The sequence below is a fragment of the Nocardia sp. NPDC004260 genome (genome assembly GCF_053603155.1).
Genome location: NZ_JBSGEZ010000056.1, coordinates 1 through 21,162 on the forward strand (window position 1 = coordinate 1; position 21,162 = coordinate 21,162).

General features: G+C 65.4%; 21 protein-coding genes and 2 pseudogenes. 15 read left to right on the top strand and 8 right to left on the bottom strand.

All coding sequences use genetic code 11. The annotated features are described in order from the left end of the window. Positions 1-90: 90 nt before the first annotated feature. Positions 91-870, bottom strand: a complete 780-nt coding sequence (locus ACWEO7_RS27395) for an enoyl-CoA hydratase-related protein (protein WP_452427357.1) — start codon at positions 868-870, stop codon at positions 91-93. Between the two features lie 258 nt (positions 871-1,128). Between ACWEO7_RS27395 and ACWEO7_RS27400 the strand changes: the two genes are divergently transcribed. The 3 genes from ACWEO7_RS27400 (at position 1,129) to ACWEO7_RS27410 (ending at position 4,396) form a co-directional block, all read left to right on the top strand. Beyond that, on the top strand, positions 1,129-2,691 hold the full coding sequence (locus ACWEO7_RS27400; RefSeq protein ID WP_452427433.1) for an esterase-like activity of phytase family protein: 1,563 nt from the start codon (positions 1,129-1,131) through the stop codon (positions 2,689-2,691). 158 nt (positions 2,692-2,849) lie between these two features. Then, positions 2,850-3,440 carry a TetR/AcrR family transcriptional regulator gene (locus tag ACWEO7_RS27405; protein WP_452427359.1) on the top strand — a complete coding sequence of 197 codons (591 nt, stop codon included), beginning with the start codon at positions 2,850-2,852 and terminating at the stop codon, positions 3,438-3,440. A 68-nt stretch (positions 3,441-3,508) separates the two neighbouring features. Continuing rightward, positions 3,509-4,396 carry a haloalkane dehalogenase gene (locus ACWEO7_RS27410; RefSeq protein WP_452427361.1) on the top strand — a complete coding sequence of 296 codons (888 nt, stop codon included), beginning with the start codon at positions 3,509-3,511 and terminating at the stop codon, positions 4,394-4,396. Positions 4,397-4,484: 88 nt separating this feature from the next. On the opposite strand, the pseudogene ACWEO7_RS27415 reads toward ACWEO7_RS27410, so the two are convergent. Beyond that, positions 4,485-4,688 (bottom strand): annotated as a pseudogene (locus tag ACWEO7_RS27415) (hypothetical protein); the annotation flags it as partial. On the opposite strand from ACWEO7_RS27415, the pseudogene ACWEO7_RS27420 reads away from it, so the two are divergent. Then, positions 4,644-4,915, top strand: a pseudogene (locus ACWEO7_RS27420) (MarR family transcriptional regulator); the annotation flags it as partial. The pseudogenes ACWEO7_RS27415 and ACWEO7_RS27420 overlap by 45 nt on opposite strands. A 134-nt stretch (positions 4,916-5,049) precedes the next feature. Here ACWEO7_RS27420 and ACWEO7_RS27425 read toward each other — a convergent pair. Beyond that, a complete protein-coding gene (locus ACWEO7_RS27425) occupies positions 5,050-6,006 on the bottom strand; it encodes a GlxA family transcriptional regulator (protein ID WP_452427363.1) in 957 nt (318 codons plus the stop codon). 60 nt (positions 6,007-6,066) lie between these two features. Between ACWEO7_RS27425 and ACWEO7_RS27430 the strand changes: the two genes are divergently transcribed. The 3 genes from ACWEO7_RS27430 to ACWEO7_RS27440 all read left to right on the top strand — a co-directional run bounded on the left by ACWEO7_RS27430 (position 6,067) and on the right by ACWEO7_RS27440 (position 7,899). Next, a complete protein-coding gene (locus ACWEO7_RS27430) occupies positions 6,067-6,381 on the top strand; it encodes a putative quinol monooxygenase (RefSeq protein ID WP_452427365.1) in 315 nt (104 codons plus the stop codon). Positions 6,382-6,385: 4 nt separating this feature from the next. After that, entirely contained in the window at positions 6,386-6,802 is a 417-nt protein-coding gene (locus tag ACWEO7_RS27435; RefSeq protein ID WP_452427367.1) for an alcohol dehydrogenase catalytic domain-containing protein, read from the top strand. A 299-nt stretch (positions 6,803-7,101) separates the two neighbouring features. Beyond that, the gene (locus ACWEO7_RS27440; protein WP_355073858.1) at positions 7,102-7,899 is read left to right on the top strand and encodes a crotonase/enoyl-CoA hydratase family protein; all 798 of its coding nucleotides are present in this window, start codon (positions 7,102-7,104) and stop codon (positions 7,897-7,899) included. 276 nt (positions 7,900-8,175) lie between these two features. Here ACWEO7_RS27440 and ACWEO7_RS27445 read toward each other — a convergent pair whose 3' ends face one another. The 3 genes from ACWEO7_RS27445 to ACWEO7_RS27455 are packed head-to-tail and all read right to left on the bottom strand — an operon-like array spanning position 8,176 to position 10,875. Then, positions 8,176-8,628, bottom strand: coding sequence for a PaaI family thioesterase (locus ACWEO7_RS27445; RefSeq protein WP_452427369.1), 453 nt, complete (start codon positions 8,626-8,628; stop codon positions 8,176-8,178). Positions 8,629-8,672: 44 nt separating this feature from the next. Further along, positions 8,673-9,779: a zinc-dependent alcohol dehydrogenase gene (locus ACWEO7_RS27450; protein WP_452427371.1), complete on the bottom strand. Its 1,107-nt coding sequence runs from the start codon at positions 9,777-9,779 to the stop codon at positions 8,673-8,675. 4 nt (positions 9,780-9,783) lie between these two features. Continuing rightward, positions 9,784-10,875, bottom strand: coding sequence for a hypothetical protein (locus tag ACWEO7_RS27455; protein WP_452427373.1), 1,092 nt, complete (start codon positions 10,873-10,875; stop codon positions 9,784-9,786). Positions 10,876-11,345: 470 nt separating this feature from the next. Between ACWEO7_RS27455 and ACWEO7_RS27460 the strand changes: the two genes are divergently transcribed. Further along, positions 11,346-11,651, top strand: coding sequence for a putative quinol monooxygenase (locus ACWEO7_RS27460; RefSeq protein ID WP_452427375.1), 306 nt, complete (start codon positions 11,346-11,348; stop codon positions 11,649-11,651). A gap of 155 nt (positions 11,652-11,806) precedes the next feature. Here the strand turns inward: ACWEO7_RS27460 and ACWEO7_RS27465 are convergent, their stop codons facing one another. Beyond that, the gene (locus ACWEO7_RS27465; protein WP_452427377.1) at positions 11,807-12,805 is read right to left on the bottom strand and encodes an NAD(P)H-dependent flavin oxidoreductase; all 999 of its coding nucleotides are present in this window, start codon (positions 12,803-12,805) and stop codon (positions 11,807-11,809) included. Between the two features lie 222 nt (positions 12,806-13,027). Between ACWEO7_RS27465 and ACWEO7_RS27470 the strand changes: the two genes are divergently transcribed. From ACWEO7_RS27470 to ACWEO7_RS27500, 7 genes are all read left to right on the top strand, one after another. Next, entirely contained in the window at positions 13,028-13,591 is a 564-nt protein-coding gene (locus ACWEO7_RS27470; RefSeq protein ID WP_452427379.1) for a PadR family transcriptional regulator, read from the top strand. A gap of 279 nt (positions 13,592-13,870) precedes the next feature. Then, on the top strand, positions 13,871-14,380 hold the full coding sequence (locus tag ACWEO7_RS27475; protein ID WP_452427381.1) for a winged helix-turn-helix transcriptional regulator: 510 nt from the start codon (positions 13,871-13,873) through the stop codon (positions 14,378-14,380). Between the two features lie 304 nt (positions 14,381-14,684). Continuing rightward, on the top strand, positions 14,685-15,902 hold the full coding sequence (locus ACWEO7_RS27480; RefSeq protein WP_452427435.1) for an acetyl-CoA C-acetyltransferase: 1,218 nt from the start codon (positions 14,685-14,687) through the stop codon (positions 15,900-15,902). Positions 15,903-16,137: 235 nt separating this feature from the next. Further along, a complete protein-coding gene (locus tag ACWEO7_RS27485) occupies positions 16,138-17,139 on the top strand; it encodes an NADP-dependent oxidoreductase (protein ID WP_452427383.1) in 1,002 nt (333 codons plus the stop codon). 136 nt (positions 17,140-17,275) lie between these two features. Then, positions 17,276-17,878, top strand: coding sequence for a TetR/AcrR family transcriptional regulator (locus ACWEO7_RS27490; RefSeq protein WP_450026058.1), 603 nt, complete (start codon positions 17,276-17,278; stop codon positions 17,876-17,878). 316 nt (positions 17,879-18,194) lie between these two features. Next, entirely contained in the window at positions 18,195-18,707 is a 513-nt protein-coding gene (locus ACWEO7_RS27495) for an SRPBCC family protein (RefSeq protein WP_452427385.1), read from the top strand. Next, positions 18,707-19,780, top strand: a complete 1,074-nt coding sequence (locus ACWEO7_RS27500) for an LLM class flavin-dependent oxidoreductase (protein ID WP_452427387.1) — start codon at positions 18,707-18,709, stop codon at positions 19,778-19,780. Before ACWEO7_RS27495 ends, ACWEO7_RS27500 begins: the two co-directional genes overlap by 1 nt. Before the next feature lie 85 nt (positions 19,781-19,865). Here the strand turns inward: ACWEO7_RS27500 and ACWEO7_RS27505 are convergent, their stop codons facing one another. Then, positions 19,866-21,110 carry a PucR family transcriptional regulator gene (locus tag ACWEO7_RS27505; protein WP_452427389.1) on the bottom strand — a complete coding sequence of 415 codons (1,245 nt, stop codon included), beginning with the start codon at positions 21,108-21,110 and terminating at the stop codon, positions 19,866-19,868. Positions 21,111-21,162: the final 52 nt, after the last annotated feature.

A 21,162-nucleotide genomic window follows, 5' to 3' on the forward strand; every position in this document is an offset into this window, starting at 1 on the left:
AAACACCCAGCAACCAGAAGCCATCCAAACCCCCCGGGCCACGACCCCGCCGAACAGGATAAAAACCCAGCTCAGAGGTTAAAACTCAAGCTAGTCGCGCCAGACAGGTGGGCGCTTCGCCAGGAAGGCCGCCATTCCTTCGCGGGCGCCGGGAAGTTGAGCGGCCGCGGCCATGACTTCCAAGGCGAGGGCGTAGGCATCTGCTTCCGGACGGTCGAGCTGGCGGTAGAGAGTGCGTTTGCCCAGTGCCTTGCTGGCGCGGCTGCCGCGGGTAGCTCGGGCGAGCAACTCGTCGACGGCGGTGTCCAGCTCGGCATCCGGCACCGCTTCGTTGATCAGGCCCCATTGTTCGGCGGTGCGGGCATCGATCGGGTCGCCGGTGAGGGCGAGTTCCATCAGTCGTTTGCGGCCGACGGCGCGGGCTACCGGCACCGCGGGGGTGTGGCAGAACCAGCCGCCCTTGCCGCCGGGCAGCGCGAAACCGGCCGATTCGGCGGCGACAGCCAGATCGCACGAGGCCACCAGTTGGCAGCCGGCGGCTGTGGCCAGACCTTGCACCCGAGCGATCACCACCTGCGGGACCGACTCGATGGTCGACATGAGCTCGGTGCACAGTGTGAGCAAATCTCGCACGCCGAGCAGGTCACGAGCGGCGACATCGGCGAAATCATGTCCTGCGGAGAACACCGGACCGTGCGCCCCGAGCACTATGCCGGTGGCGTCGGTCTCGCCGGCACCCCGGAAGGAGGCGAGCAGCTCGGCCAGATGTTCGCCGGACAGCGCATTGCGCCGCTCCGGCCGGTTCATCGTGATGCGCACTGTGTCGCCGTCCCGCGCGACCAGCACATGCCGATACTCCAAGGCGGTCATATATCCACCGTAGATCTCTACGGGCAACTACACGACGGTTCCGCAGTGCCGAACGGCCCGCATGGCCGAGAGGTGATCGCGGCGGTGGGCTGATCCCGGCGCGGTGACGGCTCAGACCGCGCTCGGCTATCGCGATGTCCACGCTCGTCAACGTTGGTAACACCGCACAATGATCGGATGATTGTGGGGACCGACGGCTCATGTTCAGCTCGATGCCAACTGGTGGTCGGGCTCGGACGGTACGCATCGCTGGTGAGAATGCACCGCAGTACCCGAAGCGCGCTCGTCATGGTCGCCGTGTGCGCGACCGCCGTTCTGTCCGCTTGCTCGTCATCGAACTCGGAGGCGGGCTTCACCGCCGCCAAGGACCAGCCATTGGTGATCTCGCTGGATGATCTGCTGGCCGCGACCGGCGGCAGCGCCGCGGTCGGGATCGCCGATCCGCGGCACGGCACGATCACCCGCCGCACCGACGGCGCGGTGGTGTACACCCCTGCGGCTGGATACACCGGTTCCGACAGCGTCACCGTGACCACCACCGACGCCGTGAAGCTGTTCACCACCGACATTCCGCCGCTCGGTGACTTCGGTGGCGTGAGTCTGCAGGGCAGCGGGTACGGGTCGGCGTTCACGCCGGTGCCCGGATCGACCGACGAGTTCTACGGTCTCACCGACCGCGGTCCGAACGTGGACGGCAAGGGCAAGAACGAGAAGCTCACGCCGATACCGACTTTCACGCCCACCATCGCGAAATTCAAGTTGGTCGGCACCAAGGCGGTGCTGGAAAGCGCCATTTCCCTGAAGAACTCGGCGGGCCAGCCGTTCAACGGCCTGGTAGACACCTCCGCAAGCACTGGCGAGACCATCCGCGATCTCAACGGCACCGTCCTGCCGCCGACCGATCACGGCATCGACAGCGAGGGCCTGGTCGCGATGCCCGACGGCAGCTTCTGGGTGTCCGACGAGTACGGGCCGTTCGTCGTGCACTTCGACGCCAACGGCACCGAGCTCGAGCGGCTCGCACCGGGACGCGTTCTGCCCAAAGAGCTTTCGCTGCGCACCCCGAACCAGGGTATGGAGGGACTCACCATCACGCCGGATGGCAGCACACTGGTCGGCATCGTGCAGAGTGCACTGAACGAGCCAGGCGTCACGTCGGCGCGTGAGGTGCCCATGACCCGGATCGTCACCGTGGATCTGAAGACCCGGGACGTCAAGGAATTCGTATATCCGCTGGAGAATCCGAAGCAGAAGCTCGCGGTCTCCGAGATCACGGCGCTGAGCAACACCACCTTCCTGGTCGACGAACGCGACGGCAACAAATCGCCCAAGGCCGACAAGAAGCTGTGGACCATCGACATCACCGGCGCCACCGACATCGGCCCGCAGGCGAAAATCCAGAATGCGCAATACGATCCACAACTCGGCCTGCTGGTCGACGGCAAGCCGCTGGAACTCCTCGTCGGTGCCGTGCCCACTGCCGAAGGCGTCGCCACGCTGTGGAAGGCGGGTGTCACCCCCGTCACCAAGAAGTCCGACCTGGACCTCGGCGGTCTGCTGGACGGCCTGAACGCCGACGGCAAGTTCTTCGGCCACGACAAGATCGAAGGCGTCGCCACCCGTGACGGCGGCAAGACCCTGTATATCGCCGATGACAGCGACTTCGGCATCGAGGCCGCCACCGGTGACCAGCCGCCGTTCGGACTGAAAGCCAAGCTCCTCGCCAACGGCGCCCAGGACGCGGGTGAGGTGCTGATGGTCGACACCACCAAGCTGCCCGCCAAGACGCAGACGCGGACGATCACGATCACCGTGAAGTAGCGGACGTACCGCGCGATATCCCGCGCGCGCCCCGACCGCTCGGCCGGCTGGGCGCATTGACATGACGGACATCATGCGAGAATGTAGTTCACATGATGGTCGACATGCCAAATTCTCCCTCCGGGGAGGGGCGGCGAGCGCGACAGAAACGAGAGTCGTTGACGCGCATTCTCGACGCGAGCGCCGCTCGGCTGCGGGCGGATGGTCCCGATGGCGGCGCTATCGGGAAGGTCATGCAGGACGCGGGCCTGACGCACGGAGCCTTCTACTCACATTTCGCGAGTAAGGACGATCTGGCCATCGCGGCCTTCCGGCACGGGCTTGCCGAAAGCCGGCCGCGTTGGATCGGCAAGACGCGCGACGCGTCCTGGGGCGCCCGCGCGGCCCGCCTCGCGCGCGGCTATCTCAACCGGACCCACCGCGACGAGCGGGCGGATTCGTGCGCGTTCTCGGCGATCGGATCCGACGCCGCGCGCATGCCCGCCGAGTTCCGGACAGCCTACGAGGAGGAACTGCGCAAGACCCTCAACGCGATGGGTGGCCGTCCGGTGGATGATCCGCAGGAGCACGAACTCTATGACGAAGCCATCGCGACCCTGGCCTTGTGTATCGGCGGACTCGTGCTGTCACGGGCCGTCGAATCCGAGTCCTTCTCGTCGCGGATTCTTCGTGTGTGCCGGAATGCGGCGGCGCGGATGGGTGCCGCGGTCGATGAACGCGCCGAGCGCGGACACGGGGCAGAGGTATGAGTTACCGGACTGCCGCAGCGGCATAGATTTGCCTCCAACAGGACACCTACATATCAGGAGACCCTGTAATGCCATATGGTACAGCGCCTTTCGCGGCGAAGAAGTTCTCAGATGTTCGTGGCCTGCGCATGGCCTACATCGATGAGGGGCAGGGCGACGCCATTGTCTTTCAACACGGCAACCCCACATCGTCGTATCTGTGGCGCAATGTCATGCCGCACTGTAAGGGGCTGGGACGGTTGATCGCCTGCGACCTCGTCGGCATGGGTGATTCCAGCAAGCTCCCCGATTCCGGTCCCGACCGATACACCTATGCCGAGCACCGCGAGTATCTTTTCGATCTGTGGGATGCGCTCGATCTCGGCGACAATATCGTGCTGGTCCTCCACGACTGGGGGTCGGCTTTGGGATTCGATTGGGCCAATCAGCACCGCGACCGTGTCCGGGCAATCGTCTACATGGAAAGCATCGTCTTGCCGGTGACGTGGGAACAGTGGCCCGAAGGCGCACGGGGCGTGTTCCAGGGTTTCCGGTCGCCTGCCGGTGAGGGAATGGTGCTCGAGAAGAACATCTTCGTCGAGCGGGTTCTCCCCGGTTCGGTACTGCGGGCGCTGAGCGACGCGGAGATGGCGGAATATCGGCGGCCGTTCGCGTCGCCGGGCGAGGATCGGCGGCCCACTCTGAGCTGGCCTCGCCAGATCCCGATCGAAGGGGAGCCGAAAGACGTCGTCGAGGTGGTCGAGGACTACGGACGATGGTTGAGCACCAGCGATGTCCCGAAGTTGTTCGTCAACGCGGAACCGGGCTCCATTCTCACCGGACCGCAACGCGAATTCTGTCGCACCTGGCCCAATCAGCGCGAAACGACCGTCGCGGGATCACATTTCATCCAGGAAGACAGCCCTGATGAGATCGGCACCGCCATAGCGGAATTCATCAAGGAAGTACGCTACTGAAGGTACGTGAGTCGCCGAGGCGACAGCGACTTCTGAGGTGAGCCCGGGCCGGTCGGAAAGCGTATGTCCAGCAGCCGCGCCGGTCCGGTGCCGTCACGGATCCCGGTGAGGTCGATGATCGTCCGGTGGCGCTGGTCCTGTCGCGGAGTGCGAACGCGATCGGGTTCGTCTCGAAGACGACGGCGTGTGGAGGTCCGGCCTGCGAGCGGACGAGGCCGACGTACTGCTCGTAGAACGCCTGCGAAGCGGCCAGCTCGCGCGGGGCGCGTTCGTGACACGGCAGACGAGGAATGTGCTACTCCAGGCCCTGGAACGAGACGGCTATGTGACCAGGCCCGCAAAGGCACCCGTCGGAAAGGCTCTTCCCACACGGCTCACGCCCCGCGGACGACGAAGCCTCGAGAAGGCGACCTAGCGGTCCGGTCCGTCGAGGTCAGAATGCTCGCCGGCCTGACCGAGACCGAGCGGTCCAACGCGTTGCGGATCCTGCGGAGCATGATCCATTCCCTGCGCGATGGCAACGACGGGTGCACAGCTCGTTCCCCGGCGCCCGTCTCGTCGCGCTCGGATAGCAGTGCAGCCGAGCGCGAAAATCCCGTGCGGGCGACCTCGAAAACCGACGACTCGACGGCACCCTCTTCTGCCATGAGCCGTCAATTGTTCTCGCGGCATTCGCTGGCGGTCAGTGCGTTGCGTAGTGCGGCGCTGCTTTGGTAGCCGACCATCGGCGCGATCTTGGTGAGGGGAAGATCGGTGGTGCGCTGGAGGTGGCGGGCGCGTTCGGCGCGAATGTGTTGCACGAGGGTATTGGGGCTGGTGCCCAGTTGTTGCCGGACGTGACGTTCCAGAGTGCGACGGGTGGTCCCGATCGCGGTGGCGGCGTCGGAAATCGAGATGGGCTCGGTCAGATGTGCGCGGATCCAGTTTTCGAAGTCGGTGATGAGCCGGTCGGTGCTGGAGAGATAGCCGAGGGCGGATTCGATACTGCGGGAGGGACGTTCATCGATGAGCAGAGTCGCGGCCGTGAAGTCGGCGAGTTGTGGACTCGCCCGAGCCACGAGGTTGATCGCGAGATCGATGTGGGCGAACGCGGCGCCCGCGGTGGTGATGTGCCCGTCTTGGACGACCATTCGGGTCATGTCGAGATCGACGCGCGGGTAGCGGCGCTGGAATTCGGTGGTGAGCCACCAGCTGGTGGTGGCGCGGCGTCCGTTGAGGATGCCCGCCTCCGCCAGCAGCAGTGTGCCGGTGCAGGCGGCGGCTAGTTGACGGCCTTCGTCCGCCCAGTCGCGTAGCTGCGTGCGCAGCCGATGTATGTCGGGGCGCAGGAGGGCGTCGATCACGCCGGGTGGGCTGTTGGCGCCGATGGCGGGAATGACGAGGATGTCGAGATCGCCCGTGCGGGCGTCATCGAAGGTGAAGTCGATCGGGACCAGCAGGCCGCCCTGCGTGGGCATCGGTGCCGGGGTCGCCGCGATTGTGCACACGGAAATCGCCGGAATATTCCGGTCGACTCGTTCTCGTGCGGCTTCGGCGGTACGGAGGACATCCAAGACGGTGGTCAGGCCGGAGTCCCAGCCGCCGGCGATCGCGGCAACCCCGATCTTCATGTCGCAAAGTGTAGCCGTTTTGTCGCAATCATTAGTTTTGTCGTCAATAGTGTCGCGGCCATGACAACGAATGCCGCATTGATGGTCACCTTCACCACCGCCGAGGGTAAAGCGGACGCCTTCGCCGAACTCCTCGAACGCGCCCGTCCCTTGATCGAAGCCGAAGCCGGGACGACGGTGTGGCTGGCCGGACGGTCGGCCACGGAACCGTCGACGTTCTTCCTCGTCGACGTGTTCACCTCGCCGGAGGAGCAGAAGGCGCACATGGCGGGCGCGGCCGCCGCACTGATTCTGGGTGAGGGCAGCGATCTGCTCGCCCAGCCACCGACGGTGTCACCGCTGTCGGTGGTCGCGATCAAGAACGGTCCGGCGTAACTTCATGCGAGCCACGTATTTGTACGGTCCCGGCGACGGTCGCGTCATCGATGTCCCCGACCCGGTGATCCACGACGCCACCGACGCCATCGTCCGCGTGGTGCGCGCGTGCGTGTGCGGGACGGATCTGCACCCTTACCATTCCATGGCTCCGACACCTCGGGGCAGTTCCATGGGCCACGAGTTCGTCGGCGTGGTCGAAGACATCGGCGGCGACGTGCACACCGTGAAGAAGGGTGACCTGGTCATCGCGCCGTTCGTATGGTCGGACGGCACCTGCGATACCCTGCTGCCGGGCGTCCTGGACGGCAGGGTGGAACCCGGCAAGGTCTTCGACCGCGAAGCCGGCCTCGACCAGATCGCCGCTGCCTACCGCGCCATGGATTCCCGCGAAGCGCTCAAGGTGCTCGTCCGACCCTGAACAGGCGGCCGAGCCGGACTCTGTTGTCGCCGACCATGTCGCAAACGGTGGCCGTTATGCCGCATCAGGTATCCGGGCGCTCCGTAGCGTCGGCCGCGACGACGAAATCGGTCGTCGTCGATGTCCCGAACGGAGAACTTCATGAAGGCACAGGTAGATTCTCGGCCATATTGTTTCCGGCGGCTCGGAGTTTTCCGCGCCGCCGGACAGTCCGCAAAGGACGGCTCGCGCACGGACTGCTCGCATTTCCGAACATACGAGTCGATGGTGAAACAGGCCGTGTCGACGGTGGTCTCGGCATGACCGAGAATCTGCGGCCAAGTGCGGTCCTCACCGTCGAGCGGCGCGGGCATGTCTTGTTGATGGGCCTGAATCGCCCTGCCAAACGCAATGCGTTCGACATGGAGTTGCTGCGTGCGCTCGGAAATGCCTACTACGTCCTGGAAACGGACGACGACCTGCGGTGCGGTGTCCTGTACGGCCACGGCGCGAATTTCACCGGCGGCCTCGATCTGGCCGATGTGCTGCCGCAGATCACCGACAGCAGCGTCGATTGGGCCGAGGACGAGTTGAATCCGGTGTCCACCACCGGACCGGCGCGCACGACTCCGGTCGTGGCGGCCGTGCACGGATGGTCCATGACCATCGGTATCGAACTGCTGCTCGCGGCGGACGTGCGCATCGCCGCCGCCGACGCTCAGTTCGCGCAGATGGAAGTCCAGCGCGGTATCTTTCCCCTCGGTGGCGCGACCTACCGGCTTCCGCGCGAGGCAGGCTGGGGCAACGCGATGCGCTGGCTGCTCACCGGCGATCCGTTCGACGCGAACGAAGCACTGCGCCTCGGGCTCGTCCAAGAGGTGGTCGAGCCCGGCCGTCAACTCGAGCGTGCGCTCGAGCTGGCGGAACGGATCAGCGAGCAAGCGCCGCTCGGTATCGAGGCGACCATGGCTTCGGCGCGCCGCGCGATAAACGACGGCGAGGTCGTCGCGGGCGAAGCCATCCGTGCGGACCTGCGGCGTCTGGTCACCAGTGAGGACGCCAGGGAAGGCATGCTGTCGTTCCTGGAGCGGCGACCGGCACGATTCACCGGGCGATAACAAGCGGATGCCGGGGCCGAGTTCGCAGTTGGGAAACGCAATTTACGCCATCTGACAGTTGATTTCGGCCTCGGCTCACAACTGCACTTCATCGCATCCTGGGAAGCGGCGGTGATATTCGCACGGGAATCGACTGCGAAGGGATGGGCCCGGACCGTGACACTCGATGACCGAGTAGAAGGAAGCTATCCGTCCATGCCGTGCCAAGACCTGTGGTCATAGGTCGGCCACTGCCGGGCGTGACGGCGAACGGACGCCGCACGCCCGGGCCGCTGCCTACCGGGGGAGGAAGATCATGCAGGTGGTGGTGGCGTGCGCGACGAGCTTGCCACTCTCGTCGAAGGCCTTGCCTTCGGCGGTGGCCACCGTTCGCCCGACATGGATCACTCTGCCCTCGGCGGTGATTCGCCCCGCATCGAGCGCGACGGGGCGGATGTAGTTCACCTTCAGCTCCAGAGTGGTGTAGCGAGCTCCGGCCGGAAGGGTCGTGTGCACCGCACATGCCATGACCGAGTCGAGCAACGTGGCCGCGATGCCGCCGTGGACCTGGCCGAGCGGGTTCGAGAAGTCCGGCTGCGTACGTATCGACATCGCCGCATACCCCTTCTCGACCTCATTCATGGTGATACCGATCAAGCGGCCGATGGACGGTGTGTCAGCAGGCCGATCCCGTTGGGCCCAGCGCATCAGTTCGAGTCCACTCATGCTGGTGAAGTCGACTGCGGTCATGGTTGTCTTCCTGTCGGTCTCGTCGGGGCGTTCGTCAACCGTGCTCACATTTCCTCGACGCCGCTGCTGGATCCGCGAACGCAGACGGGTTTGTATCCGGCCGTCGGTATCGCCTGGTCGGCGCTGTCGAACGGAATCACGTCGGTGATGATCAGTTCCGGATGCAAGCGGCTGCTGGACAGCAGATCGAGCACCTCGGGCATGTGCGAGCGGGCGTTGCTGAGCGCGCTGCTGAAATGGATGCCTTTCATGTGCATCGCGGGCAGCGGCAGCCCGATGTCGCTGAAATAGAACGAGCTGCTTTCGACATAACCGCCCGGTGCTGTCGCCAGGATCGCGTTGCGCAAGGCACGGACCGATCCACTGGAGTGGTTGAGGGCGATCTGGTACTCGTGGGCGCTGGGCTCGAACTCTTCGGGAGCGCTGGTCCTGGCGCCCAGTTCGGCGGCGATGCGACGCCGGTCCGGGTCTGGGTCGACATAGTGCACGACACGAGCGCCGCAGGCACGCGCGACATCGGCGCTGTAGAGGCCGATCGTGCCTCCGCTCATCACCAGGACATCGGCGCCGGGGTCGCGGCGCAGATGCGGAACCACCGAGCGCCAGGCGTCCGCGAGGTTGTCGCCGACCGAAACAGCTTGGATGGCAGTGACATTCGGTGGCAGCGGTAGCAGCGCATAGCTCGCGAACGGGACTCGCACGAGGTCGGAGAACAGTCCGCCGTATCCGCCGCCGAACGGGATTCCGTATGCCGCCACACCGTGGGCGGCGGTGGCGCGGCAGTAGAGCGGCAGGTCCGCGCGGCACCGGTCGCAGTCCCCGCAGGACACGTGGTAGGGGATCGCGACCAGGTCGCCGGGGGCGATACCGGTGACCGCGTCCCCGACCTGCACGACTTCGCCGACGCCTTCATGACCGATGGCGAACGGGGCGTCGACACCCGGGAGAGGTACCGCGCCGCGGATCACTCGCTGATCCAGATCGCAGGTCGAGACCGCGATGGGCCGGACCAGCGCGTCGGTCCGGCTTCGGATCACCGGCTCGGGTTCGTCGCGCCATTCCAAGCCCCCGGCTCCGTTGTAGTAGAGCACTCGCATGCGTCGCAGCTTTCTTCTCGGTCCGGCGCCAGTGCCGGACTTGGGGTGTGTCATTCGGTCATGCTTGATGAGTGATGATCGGCGGATGCTCGGCGTCGACGGGTGTCGTCGCCGTGGCGTCGTGTGCGCGCTCGCCGAAATACAGCAGTTCCCAAATGGTTCGGCCGTCGAGACTGTCGGTGTGCCCGTCGCTGGTGTGCGTCAGCGTCACGTCGCCGAGGAAGCGGTGGTAGGCGCCGTACTCGCCGAAGTCCAGCCGGAAGATGTCGTCGAGGTAGGTGAAGGTGACGGTGTAGGTCGTGCCCGCTTCCTCGATCGTGTACCGCAGCCGCTTGTCGAACGGCACGCCGCTGTCGGGATGTACGGCGGTGTCGTCCGCGGCGACCTCGATGCCTTCCGCGCCCACTCTGGCGGCCACGATCTCGCCTGCCTTGACGATCAGCAGTATGGGGACCGTCACGCCGCCGTACTGATCATCAGCGACGAACGCCAGCGTCACGATCGTGTAGTCGCCGAGCAATGCTCGACCCCAATACCAGTGGTCGAGGATCTTTCGTGGTGCGATGTTGCCCCAGTTGTGGTCGTGGTAGCCCAGTCCCGTCGATCGCACGACCTCGTCGTCCACGGTCAGAACGGCGTCGACGGCACCCCTCGCCACCACCGGCAACCAGGCGATGTAGTGCTCTTCGTTCTCGCCGAAGAAGAGCAGCCCCGATTCGGGCCGCCACGGTGGCACCTGCGGGTTCAGCGTGAGGTCGACGGTCACTTCATCGATCTCGACATGAATGGTGTAGCCCTCGGGGCCTCCGCGGAAGACGTTGGCGCCGATCCGCACGTCGCAGCCGGCGGTGGCGGCTTGGAAGGCGTCCGGTGACTCGATGCAGGTCTTCTGAATTCGTGTTCCGTCCGGGCGCGTCAACGTCAGCAACACGAACGGAGTCAGCGGCGCCCTGGGGGAGACATACGGCGGCTTGGTGTGGAACTCGACCGTGAGGGTCGAACCATCCTCCAAATGCGCGTCGCAATACCACCATTCGAATGTCCCGTCGGCAGCGCCGGTGCGGAGGCCGTCCTCCCAGGGCTCGATCACGCCGGGCGTGAGACCCAACCGCTGGTAGTGGCTGGGGCTGTTGCCAATGACAGCTTTCATCGGTGTTCCTCACCTTTGATGACTCGAACGACTCGGTTGGCGTGGCGGTGACACTGGGTCCGGGGGGTCTTGCTTCGGACTCGACCAGCGGCAGGGAGCGTGCGAGCCTTGAGCGCACACCGCGACCGATAGTTAAGGAGTTGAGTATTTGTGTTCCCGTTGCCACGTTTGCGACGCTAGCCAGCGACATGGTCAAGATTGCGACAATAGAACGAGCGATTGCGACATTATGGGCATTTGCACTGCGGAATCAGTGCCGCTGCACGACTGTTCAGCGTGCCCGGGCGTGATGTGCGCCGACGCGCGAAACGTTGATCTCGACGCCATGGCCTGTGAAGCATATAGTAAGAATGTTGACTATGGCGCGTCGGGTAGACACCTGGAACAGGCCGCCATGGCAGTGCGGCACTGCTACGCCGCTGCATTCGCCCCGCCCGAGAGCATCGGCCGCGATATGGAGAAGAAACCAGATGAGTCAGACTTACTTTCAGGTGATCGCCCACTACCACGTGCAGCCGGAGCAGTTGACGACCGTCCTCGAACTGCTCGCCCGGTTGCGCGCCGCCAGCCGCCGAGAACCGGCCAACCTGTCGTACGACTATTTCCAAAATGCCGACGACCCAACGCACCTGGTGATCCTCGAGCGTTACACCGATGCCGGGGGCTTCGCCGCCCACCGCGAATACGACCACTTCCGGACTCTGGGAATCGACGGAATCATTCCGCGACTGGATCGCAGGCAGGTCGACACCTACCCGGTCGTCGCGGCCGGCTGAGACTGCTGCCGCGGGCCGGTCACCGGCGCGCCGGAACGCGGAATACCCGCCTGCCTGGCAATGATCGCGTTACCAGGTAGGCGGGTATTCCGCGTCAGCGGCCGGTGAACTCCGGCTCGTCTTCGGCGGGGAAGGCCTCGACGGCCATGTGCGGGTCAGGCCGGCTGTACGACGGTGTCGGGCCTCGGTGTCTTGCGGGCGAGAGCCTGGAGCGCCTCGTCGTACTGGGCCTTGAAGCGAGCCACCAAGTCCGCGACAGTGAGGTTTTCCTTGATCGCGCCGATGCCTTGTCCGGCGCCCCAGATGTCCCGCCATGCCTTGGCGCTCGCATTGCCGCCGGAGCCGAAATTCATGACGGAAGGGTCGGAATGGGGGAGGTTGTCCGGGTCCAGGCCTGCGGCGACGATGCTGCCGCGCAGATAGTTGCCATGGACGCCGGTGAACAAGTTGCTGTACACGATGTCCTTGGCCCGGGAGTCGACGATCATCTGCTTGTATTCCGCAGCCGCTATCGCTTCGGCGGTCGAAAGGAATGCCGAACCGATATAGGCGAGGTCAGCGCCTGCGGCCTGCGCGGCGAGGATGGAACGGCCGTGGGCGATCGCGCCGGACAACAGCACCGGCCCGTCGAACCACTCCCGGATCTCCTGAACGAGCGCGAACGGTGACTGCGTTCCGGCGTGGCCGCCTGCGCCGGCAGCGACGGCGATGATGCCGTCCGCGCCCTTTTCGATTGCCTTCCGAGCGAACTCGTCGCTGATCACGTCGTGCAGGACGATTCCGCCGTAGGAGTGGACGGCGTCGTTGATCTCCGGGCGTGCGCCCAGAGAGGTGATCACGATAGGCACGCGGTGCTGCACGATCACGTCCATGTCGTGTTCGAGGCGGTCGTTGGTCCGGTGGACGATCTGGTTGACGGCGAACGGCGCGACGGTGGCGTCCGGGTTCACCGCCGCGAACGACGCGTTTTCCTCGGTGATGCGGTCCAGCCAGTCCGCCAGCAGTGATGCCGGACGTGCGTTCAGCGCGGGAAAGGATCCGATCACCCCGGCCTGGCACTGAGCGATCACGAGTTCGGGTCCGGAGGAGATGAACATCGGCGAGCCCACGATGGGCAGGGTGAGGCGACCGGACAGAGCGGCGGGTAAGGCCATGATGACGTCCTTCGAGGAGTTCTGAAGCGTTGACTCGCGGCGATTCGGGCCGCATGGCGCTGCGTTACGACGAAGCTATCGACGCACCCGCATTCATGCAATAAGTTGCAAAAACATGTGTGGCCGATCACATGCCCGGTGGTCCCGCGCGCAGCCTTCGCCGCGGATACTCCGGATTCAGGTCGCGGGACCAACGCGCTCGACGCTCTCTAACATGGGGCCGTGGCACTGCAGTTCGCGATCCTCACCGCGTTGACCGAACGGGCCTCGACCGGAATCGAGCTCGCTCGGCGCTTCGACCGCGCCTTCGGATACTTCTGGTCGGCCACCCATCAGCAGATCTATCGCGAATTGGATCGGCTCAGCGGTGGCGGTTTGGTCGCCGAGGTTTCGCAGCCACAGGCGCCGGGACGTGGTCAGCCGAAGCGTTTCTCGATCACGCCTGCGGGCACCGCTGCGCTTCGCCGTTGGGTGTGCGAGGTCGACGAGCCGCCGCAGCAGCGAGAAACGCTGCTGATCAGGTTGCGAGCAGCGGCCGCCACCGGGGACTTCGAAGGTGTCCGCGAGGTGGTCGCGCACCACCTCGCGGTGCACGAGAAGACGTTCGCGACCTATCGGGAGATCGAGGCACGTGATTTTCCGGCTGTCGGCGACGATGCCGGCGCGATGAGGCATCTGATCCTGAAGGCCGGTCTCGGGACCGAACGTGCCTGGGTCGACTGGTGCCGGGAAGTCATCGAAGCCCTCGATGCCATGCAGACGCCGAGCCAATCGCGCTCGACCTGAGCCTTCGCCGTCGTTCGATCGCGACGCGAACCATCACCCACAAGTCGACGGCCGGTTCCGGTCGACAATCCCTGCCGTGCGCCGCCGATCGCGGCCTGAAGGCGCTGAAGCCTCTCGCCGACCGAGCTGTGGCCGCCGAACCACCCATGCGCGGCGGCCAAACGCTACCGGCGAAATTCGGGGTCGCGGCTTGTCCGATGGATGGCCGCCCAGAGCGGGAGCGGCCGCGTGGCCGTCGCCAAGTGCATGGTCTACCTATGAAACCGATATTCTCGCTGCATGAGGCGTACATCCTTCGCACGGTGGCCATGCTCCGTCGCGCGCACGATGGATCTGCTCGGTGATTGGTGGACCCCGCTGGTGATGCGTGAGGCCTTCTATGGAGTACGCCGTTTCGAGGACTTCCAGCAGCAGTTGGGCATCGCGCGCAATACCCTCAGCAGCCGTTTGCGTCGTCTGGTGGACGAAGGCTTGCTCGAGAAACGGCCGTATCAGGTCGAGCCGACCTGGTACGAGTACGTGCTCACCGAGAAGGGTGCCGACTTCTGGAGCGTGTTGCTGGCGATTTCGAGCTGGGGTGATCGCTGGCTCGCCGACGAATCGGGTCCGCCGGTGCTCGTGCAGCACACCGCGTGCGGTCATGACACACAGGTCAAGGTGGTCTGCGAGCACTGTGAACAGCCTGTCCCGATCGAGGAATCCCGCCTGCGCATGGGCCCGGGCTACCCCGAACATCTGCGTGAACGCCCCGACGTCGTGGAGCGCTTCGCGCGGCAAGAGTCGAAGTAACTGACGAAAGTTCACCGGGGCCGGTTCCAGGTCCCGAGGCGTAGCGGCACACCGAGTTGCTGGTCCACCGCCATCGTTCGCTTCGGTGCTCTGCTCTGCCGAAGGACACTCAGAACGAGGCGGTACTCGCACCGTGGCCACGTCTCTTCGAGAGCCAGATTCACCTGCGTTACCAGCGCTTATGTACATGTTGTGTGATAGATCGCATCGATAAATGGGGGCCACCGGTATTGACCGCGGCCTGTCCGATCGCGCATCGTATGCGCTGAATAAGCGCTTAGTAAGTAACTGGGAGGTTGGGCACATGCCCGAAGCCGTCATCGTCTCCGTCGCCCGGTCGCCGATCGGACGCGCCGTCAAGGGCTCGCTGAAGGACATGCGACCCGATGACTTGGCGGCGCAGATCGTCAAGGCCGCGCTGCAAAGGGTGCCCGCGCTCGATCCGGCCACGATCGACGACCTGATGCTCGGCTGCGGCCAGCCCGCGGGTGAATCGGGTTTCAATCTGGGGCGGGTGGTGGCGGTACTGGCCGGGCTCGATCGGGTGCCCGGCGTCACGGTCAATCGCTATTGTTCGTCGAGCCTGCAGACGACCCGCATGGCGCTGCACGCGATTCGAGCCGGTGAAGGTGATGTGTTCGTCTCGGCGGGCGTCGAGACCGTCAGCCGCTACAACAGCGGCAATGCCGACGGCCTGCCGGGCACCCAGAACTCCCTGTTCGAGGACGCGGTCGCGCGGACGTCGAAATTCGCTGCGGGAGGACAGGTTTGGTCGGACCCCCGCGAAGACGGAGCACTGCCCGACATCTACATCGCGATGGGGCAGACTGCCGAAAACGTCGCGCAGTTCGCGGGTGTCAGCCGCGCGGAGCAGGACGCCTTCGGCGTGCGTAGCCAGAACCTCGCCGAAATCGCGCTGTCGAATGGATTCTGGCAACGCGACATCACCCCGGTGACTCTGCCCGACGGCACGGTGGTGTCGGCCGATGACGGTCCGCGCCCGGGTGTGACGCTGGACGCGGTCGCGGCGTTGAAGCCGGTGTTCCGGCCGGATGGCACGGTCACCGCGGGCAATTGCTGCCCGCTCAACGACGGTGCTGCCGCGGTGGTCGTCATGTCGGATACCAAGGCGGCGGAACTCGGATTGACGCCACTCGCGCGCATCGTCTCCACCGGTGTCAGCGGCCTGTCGCCGGAGATCATGGGCTTGGGCCCGGTCGAGGCGTCGCGGCGGGCGCTGGCGAACGCGGGCATGACGATCGGCGACATCGACCTGGTCGAGATCAACGAAGCCTTCGCGGCGCAGGTCATCGCGTCCATGCGCGAGCTGGATGTCGACCTCGACAAGCTCAACGTCAACGGCGGCGCGATCGCCGTCGGCCATCCCTTCGGGATGACCGGTGCGCGGATCACCAGCACCCTCGTCAATTCGCTGCAGTTCCATGACAAGCAGTTCGGCCTGGAGACCATGTGCGTCGGCGGGGGCCAGGGTATGGCCATGGTGCTCGAGCGGCTGTCCTGAGCGCGCTCCGCTGTCGTCCACCGGTTACGCGTGGACCGTCGAGCATCTGTCCATCCGGGATTTGTGTCGGGACAAGTCGTGTACGTCGCCGGAGGACCGAAGAACTGACCGACACGGTTCGGACCGTCTGCGAGCGGGACCTGCAGTTGACCAGATTGGTTGTGGGGCAGGGGTTCCCGACGGCAATGGATGCCGTCCCCGGACGTATGACCGAATCGATGAGAAGAGGAATGTCATGACGAAGACTCAGCAGATCCGTCTCGCGCGGCGTCCATCGGGGCTGCCCGGCGACGACACCTGGAGCCTGACGACCGAGGAACTGCCCGACCCCGCCGAAGGTCAGCTGCTGGTGAAGATCGACTTCATCTCCCTCGATCCCGCCATGCGTGGATGGCTGAGAGATCAGCGTTCCTATGTGCCGCCGGTCGGGATCGGCGAGGTGATGCGGTCGTTGGACATCGGCACGGTCGTGGAATCGGCGCACCCCGACTTCGCCGTCGGTGACACGGTCAGCGGCCCTTTCGGGGTGACCGAATACGCGATCAGTGACGGCAGTGACGTCTCGAAGGTCGATCTGACCGTCGCTCCCGGCCCCACCTGGCTTGGTACCCTCGGAATGCCCGGTATGACAGCGTATTTCGGCCTGCTCGAGGTCGGGAAGCTGCAGGCAGGCGACACCGTGGTGGTCTCGGCGGCGGCAGGCGCCGTCGGGAGCGTGGTCGGTCAGATCGCCAAAGCCAAGGGCGCGGAGGTCATCGGGATCGCGGGTGGCCCGGAGAAGACCCGGTTGCTCACCGAGGAACTCGGCTTCGGCGCGGCTGTCGACTACCGCAACGACAATGTTGCGAAGCGGTTGCGCGAGCTCGCCCCGCAGGGCATCGACGTCTTCTTCGACAACGTGGGCGGTGACATCCTCGATGCCGCGCTGATGAACCTGCGCCGCGGGGCCCGTGTGGTGCTGTGCGGCGCGATCTCGGCCTACAACGCCGAGCAGCTGCCTCCCGGTCCGTCGCGCTATATGTCACTGCTGGTCTTCCGCGCCTCGATGACGGGATTCGTAGTCTTCGACTACGCCGATCGCTACGGCGAAGCCGTGGCGCAGATCGCGCAATGGCTGGCCGAGGGCAAGATCGAGAGCCGCGAGCACGTCATCGAGGGAGGCGTCGCGCGTTTCGGCGAGACGCTGAACATGCTCTTCAGCGGTGCCAACTACGGAAAACTCGTGCTCGCGCTCTGAGCGGCGGCCACCGCAGCGTATCCGGGATCACAGCCGTGCGACGCGCCGAAGGTCACGACAGCATCGACGCCGGTCGCGCGAGGACCGGACCGATACCGTCCGGAAGTGTTCGATGGCAGGATGCGAGACTGTTCAGGTGACCGAATCAGAGGCTCGTTGCTCACGTGCGGACGACACACGAGCTCGGCTGCTGGATGCCGCGGTCGTCGCCTTCGCCGAGCGGGGCTTCCACGGCTCGACCACTCGCGACATCACTTCGATCGCGGGGCTGAGCACGGCAGCCATCTATGTGCATCACCGCTCGAAGGAGGAACTTCTCTACGAGGTCTCCCGGACCGGTCACCACAACACGCTGGAGCGTATAAAGAGCGCTGTCGCTTCCGCTGACGATCCGGTCGATCAGTTGATCGCGGCGGTCCGTGCGTTCACTGTTTTCCATGCTCGGGCGCACACCGTGGCCCGGGTCATCAACTACGAACTGGCCGCACTCAGTCCGGAGCATCAAGGCGAGATCAAGGCGATCCGTCACCTCATCGATGCGGAGATGCGGCAGCTGATCGAGCGAGGTGTGGCGGCGGGTGTGTTCGACAACCCGAATCCGCATATGGCGGCGGTCGCTCTGCTGTCGCTCGGCATCGACCTCGCTCGCTGGTACCGCGAGGACGGCTCTCTCTCGCCGGAGGAGATCGGCGACTATTACGTGGACCTCGCGCTGCGCATCGTGGGTGCGTCCAAGTAGACCGGCCGCCCGGTGAACGACCGGCTGCCAATCGCCGGATTCTGCCGACGCCCTCGTCGGCGAGCTATCGATTGCCCTCAGCCGGTCATGTCCGCGATCGAGGAAGGGTCGCCCCAACTGGAGGCGTCCAGAGTCGCTCCCAGCAGATCAATCGTGCGGGGCGTCGGGGACGGTCACAGTTCGCCGACGATGTGCGCGGCATAGCCCTCCCCGTGAGTCCAAATGTGAAACTCGGCTGTTGAGTGCGCTGAAGTGACCGTTGTAGTGCTTAGTCTATCTATGCAACTATGAGCGATACAGACGGAAGGAGCTGATCGTGGAGTGGACCGGGCAGGTGTATGCCGACACCCCGACCGTGGCGGTTCAGACCTTCATCGACGCGCCACCACGACGGGTGTGGGCATTCGTCAGCGATATGCATCTCATGCCGCGGCTGAGTAAAGAACTACAGGGTGTGGAATGGCTCGACGGCGCGGCCGGACCCGCGGTCGGCGCGCGGTTCATCGGCCGCAACGCCCACGAGGCCCTGGGGAACTGGGAAACGACCAGCACGGTCGTGGAATTCGAGCCGGAGCGGCGCCTCGCCTGGGCCGTTGGCGATCCCGGATATCCCTCCAGCATATGGCGTTTCACCCTCCGACCCGAGGGCGCGGGCACCGTCCTGGAGCAGTGGACACAGATGGGTCCCGCGCGGTCCGGACTCAACTCCGCGATCGATGCCATGCCCGAGAAGGAGCAGAAGATCGTTTTCGTGCGGCTGCGCGAGTTCGAGGCCGGCATGGCGGCCAATCTGTCCGCCATCAAGGATCTAGCGGAGAAGGACGCGTGATGCGCACGGCCACCACCGTCGAGGCCTCGGGGGCGAACTGGCCCGACCTCGTCGAATTCGTAGTCGAAGCCGAGAAACTCGGCCTGGACATCTGCTGGATGGCCGAGGCGTGGGGGAGCGATGCGGTGACACCGCTGGGCTTCCTCGCCGCGTGCACCGAGCGAATGCGGTTGGGTACCGGCATCATTCAGCTCGGCACCCGTTCGCCGGTCCTGATCGCCCAGACTGCCATGACGCTGGCACGAATGTCCGAAGGCCGATTCCTGCTCGGGCTCGGCGCGTCCGGCCCGCAGGTCATCGAGGGACTGCACGGCGTGCCGTTCGCCCGTCCACTGGCGCGCATGCGTGAGACCGTGCAGATAATCCGGGCGGCCTGCACCGGCGAGAAGATCGTCTTCCAAGGCAGGCACTTCACAATCCCGCTGCCCGGTGGCGAGGGCAAACCGATGCGGCTGAGCGTGCCCGCGGTCACGGTTCCCATCTACCTGGCCACCCTGTCACCGAAAATGCTGGAGTTGACCGGCGAGATCGCCGACGGCTGGCTGGGCACCAGCTTCGTCCCCGAGGGAGCGGACGCCTATTTCGAGCATCTCGACGCCGGGCTGGCCCGTTCCGGCCGGGACCGCGCGGATCTGGACATCTGCCAGGGCGCGGAGATCAATATCGTCGCCGACGAGGCCCAACTCGACGAGGTCGTCGGCAGCCGCAAGAAGGAACTCGCCTTCTCGCTGGGCGGAATGGGATCCGGCTCGACCAACTTCTACAACAACGCCTACAGCCGCCAAGGCTGGGCCGATGTCGCCGCCCGAGTGCGTGAACGGTGGCAGAGCGGTGATCGCGATGGTGCCGCCGCGCTGGTCACCGACGAAATGGTGCTGGCGACCACGCTGATCGGCACCGAGGACATGGTCCGCGAGCGGTTGCGAACCTGGCGCGACACCGGCGTGGACACGGTACGTCTCTATCCCGCGGGCGACACCTTGCGCGCGCGACTGGACAATCTCGGCCGCGGCATCGATCTGGTGCACGGGCTGGATGGTCTTTCGACGACCTGTCGATCCCAAGGTGGTTAGACGCATGTTCCTGCGCGAGTGGCGTGCTCCGACCAGCCGGTGCAAGACTGTCGCGGGCGAGCCGGTGGTGCGCCCTCGTATGTGATCAGAAGCCGAAGCGTTGTTCCTGGCCACGCGACGGGGGATCGGCGGGAACCCCGGACCGGTCCAGTCCGATGAGCCGCACGGCAGTGAGGGCGACGTAGAGTTCGGCGGCCGCCTTGGGATCGGAGCAGCGGCGGTCGGTCAGGGTTTCGATGCGGCGCAGCCGGTAGTGGATGGTGTTGCGGTGGTAGTGCAGGCGTTGCGCGACTTCGGTATTGGAGCCGCCGCATTCGAACCACATCGCGAGCGTGTCGAGAAGGGGATCGCACTCCTCGGGTGGGAGGTCGAGTATCGGTCCGAGTATTTCGTGCGCCAGTTCGTGCGCCGCGGACGGAGCATGCGCGAGAACGAGCGGGATGGGTGTATTGCCGTAGACGGTGACCGTGGAGGTGCCCGCCGGTGCGCAACGCCCGGCCAGTTCGGCCTCACGTAGTGCGCTGCCTGCGTCACCCGCGGTGGAGAACGAGCGGCTCACGCCGATCCGGCCGGTGGCGTGTTGCCGCAGTTGGGCCAGTACCTGCTGGTGCGCGCGTTCGGTGGCCAGGCTGAGCAGTCCGATGCGAGCACCGGCTTCGGTGATCCAGATCGATTCGACGTATTCGGCGCGGAGCCGGGACTCGATGCCCATCAGTGGCGCCAGTGCTTCGGGATCGGCTTCGGCATGCACGACGACGAAGCTGCCCAGCGGGGGCAGGTGGAGGGCGCGGGCGATGTCGCGTTGTGTCGGATCGTGGGAATCGCCGTTCAGTAGACGGCGCAACAGAGCGCGGCGTTCGGAATCGTCGTGGCGGACTCGTTCGGTCAGATAGTCGCCGTACGCCTCGGCCGCTGCTCCCGAATAGTCGTCGATGATCCGCCACATCTCCGACCCGAGCTGCGGCAACACGTCGAGTCTCGTGCCGGTGGCCACTGCGAGCGCGCGTTCCCACAGCAGCCGTCCGGCGAGCCGGTATGCGTGCAGCACCGCGGGGAGGGGCACGCCGAGTTCGGCTTTGAACCGGCCCACTACGGTAGCGGGCTGCAGCCGACGCCCGACACCGCCGGAGAGCTGGCCCAGCAGCGAGACGAGGTTGTCGCGGACGACGAAGCCCAGCTCGGCGTCGGTGAGCGCGGTCGATTCCGCGTAGGCGTGGTCCCCGGTCCGGATCCGGCCGACGAGTTCGGCGGTGAGGTCGTCGACCTCCGCGAGCAGCGTGCGCGCCACCGCGGCGGAATCATTCACGGGCGGCTCCGTCAGCGTGGTCATGGATAGATGGTAGGCATTCGCCGGGAATGCGATTGTGCTCTGGCACACATAT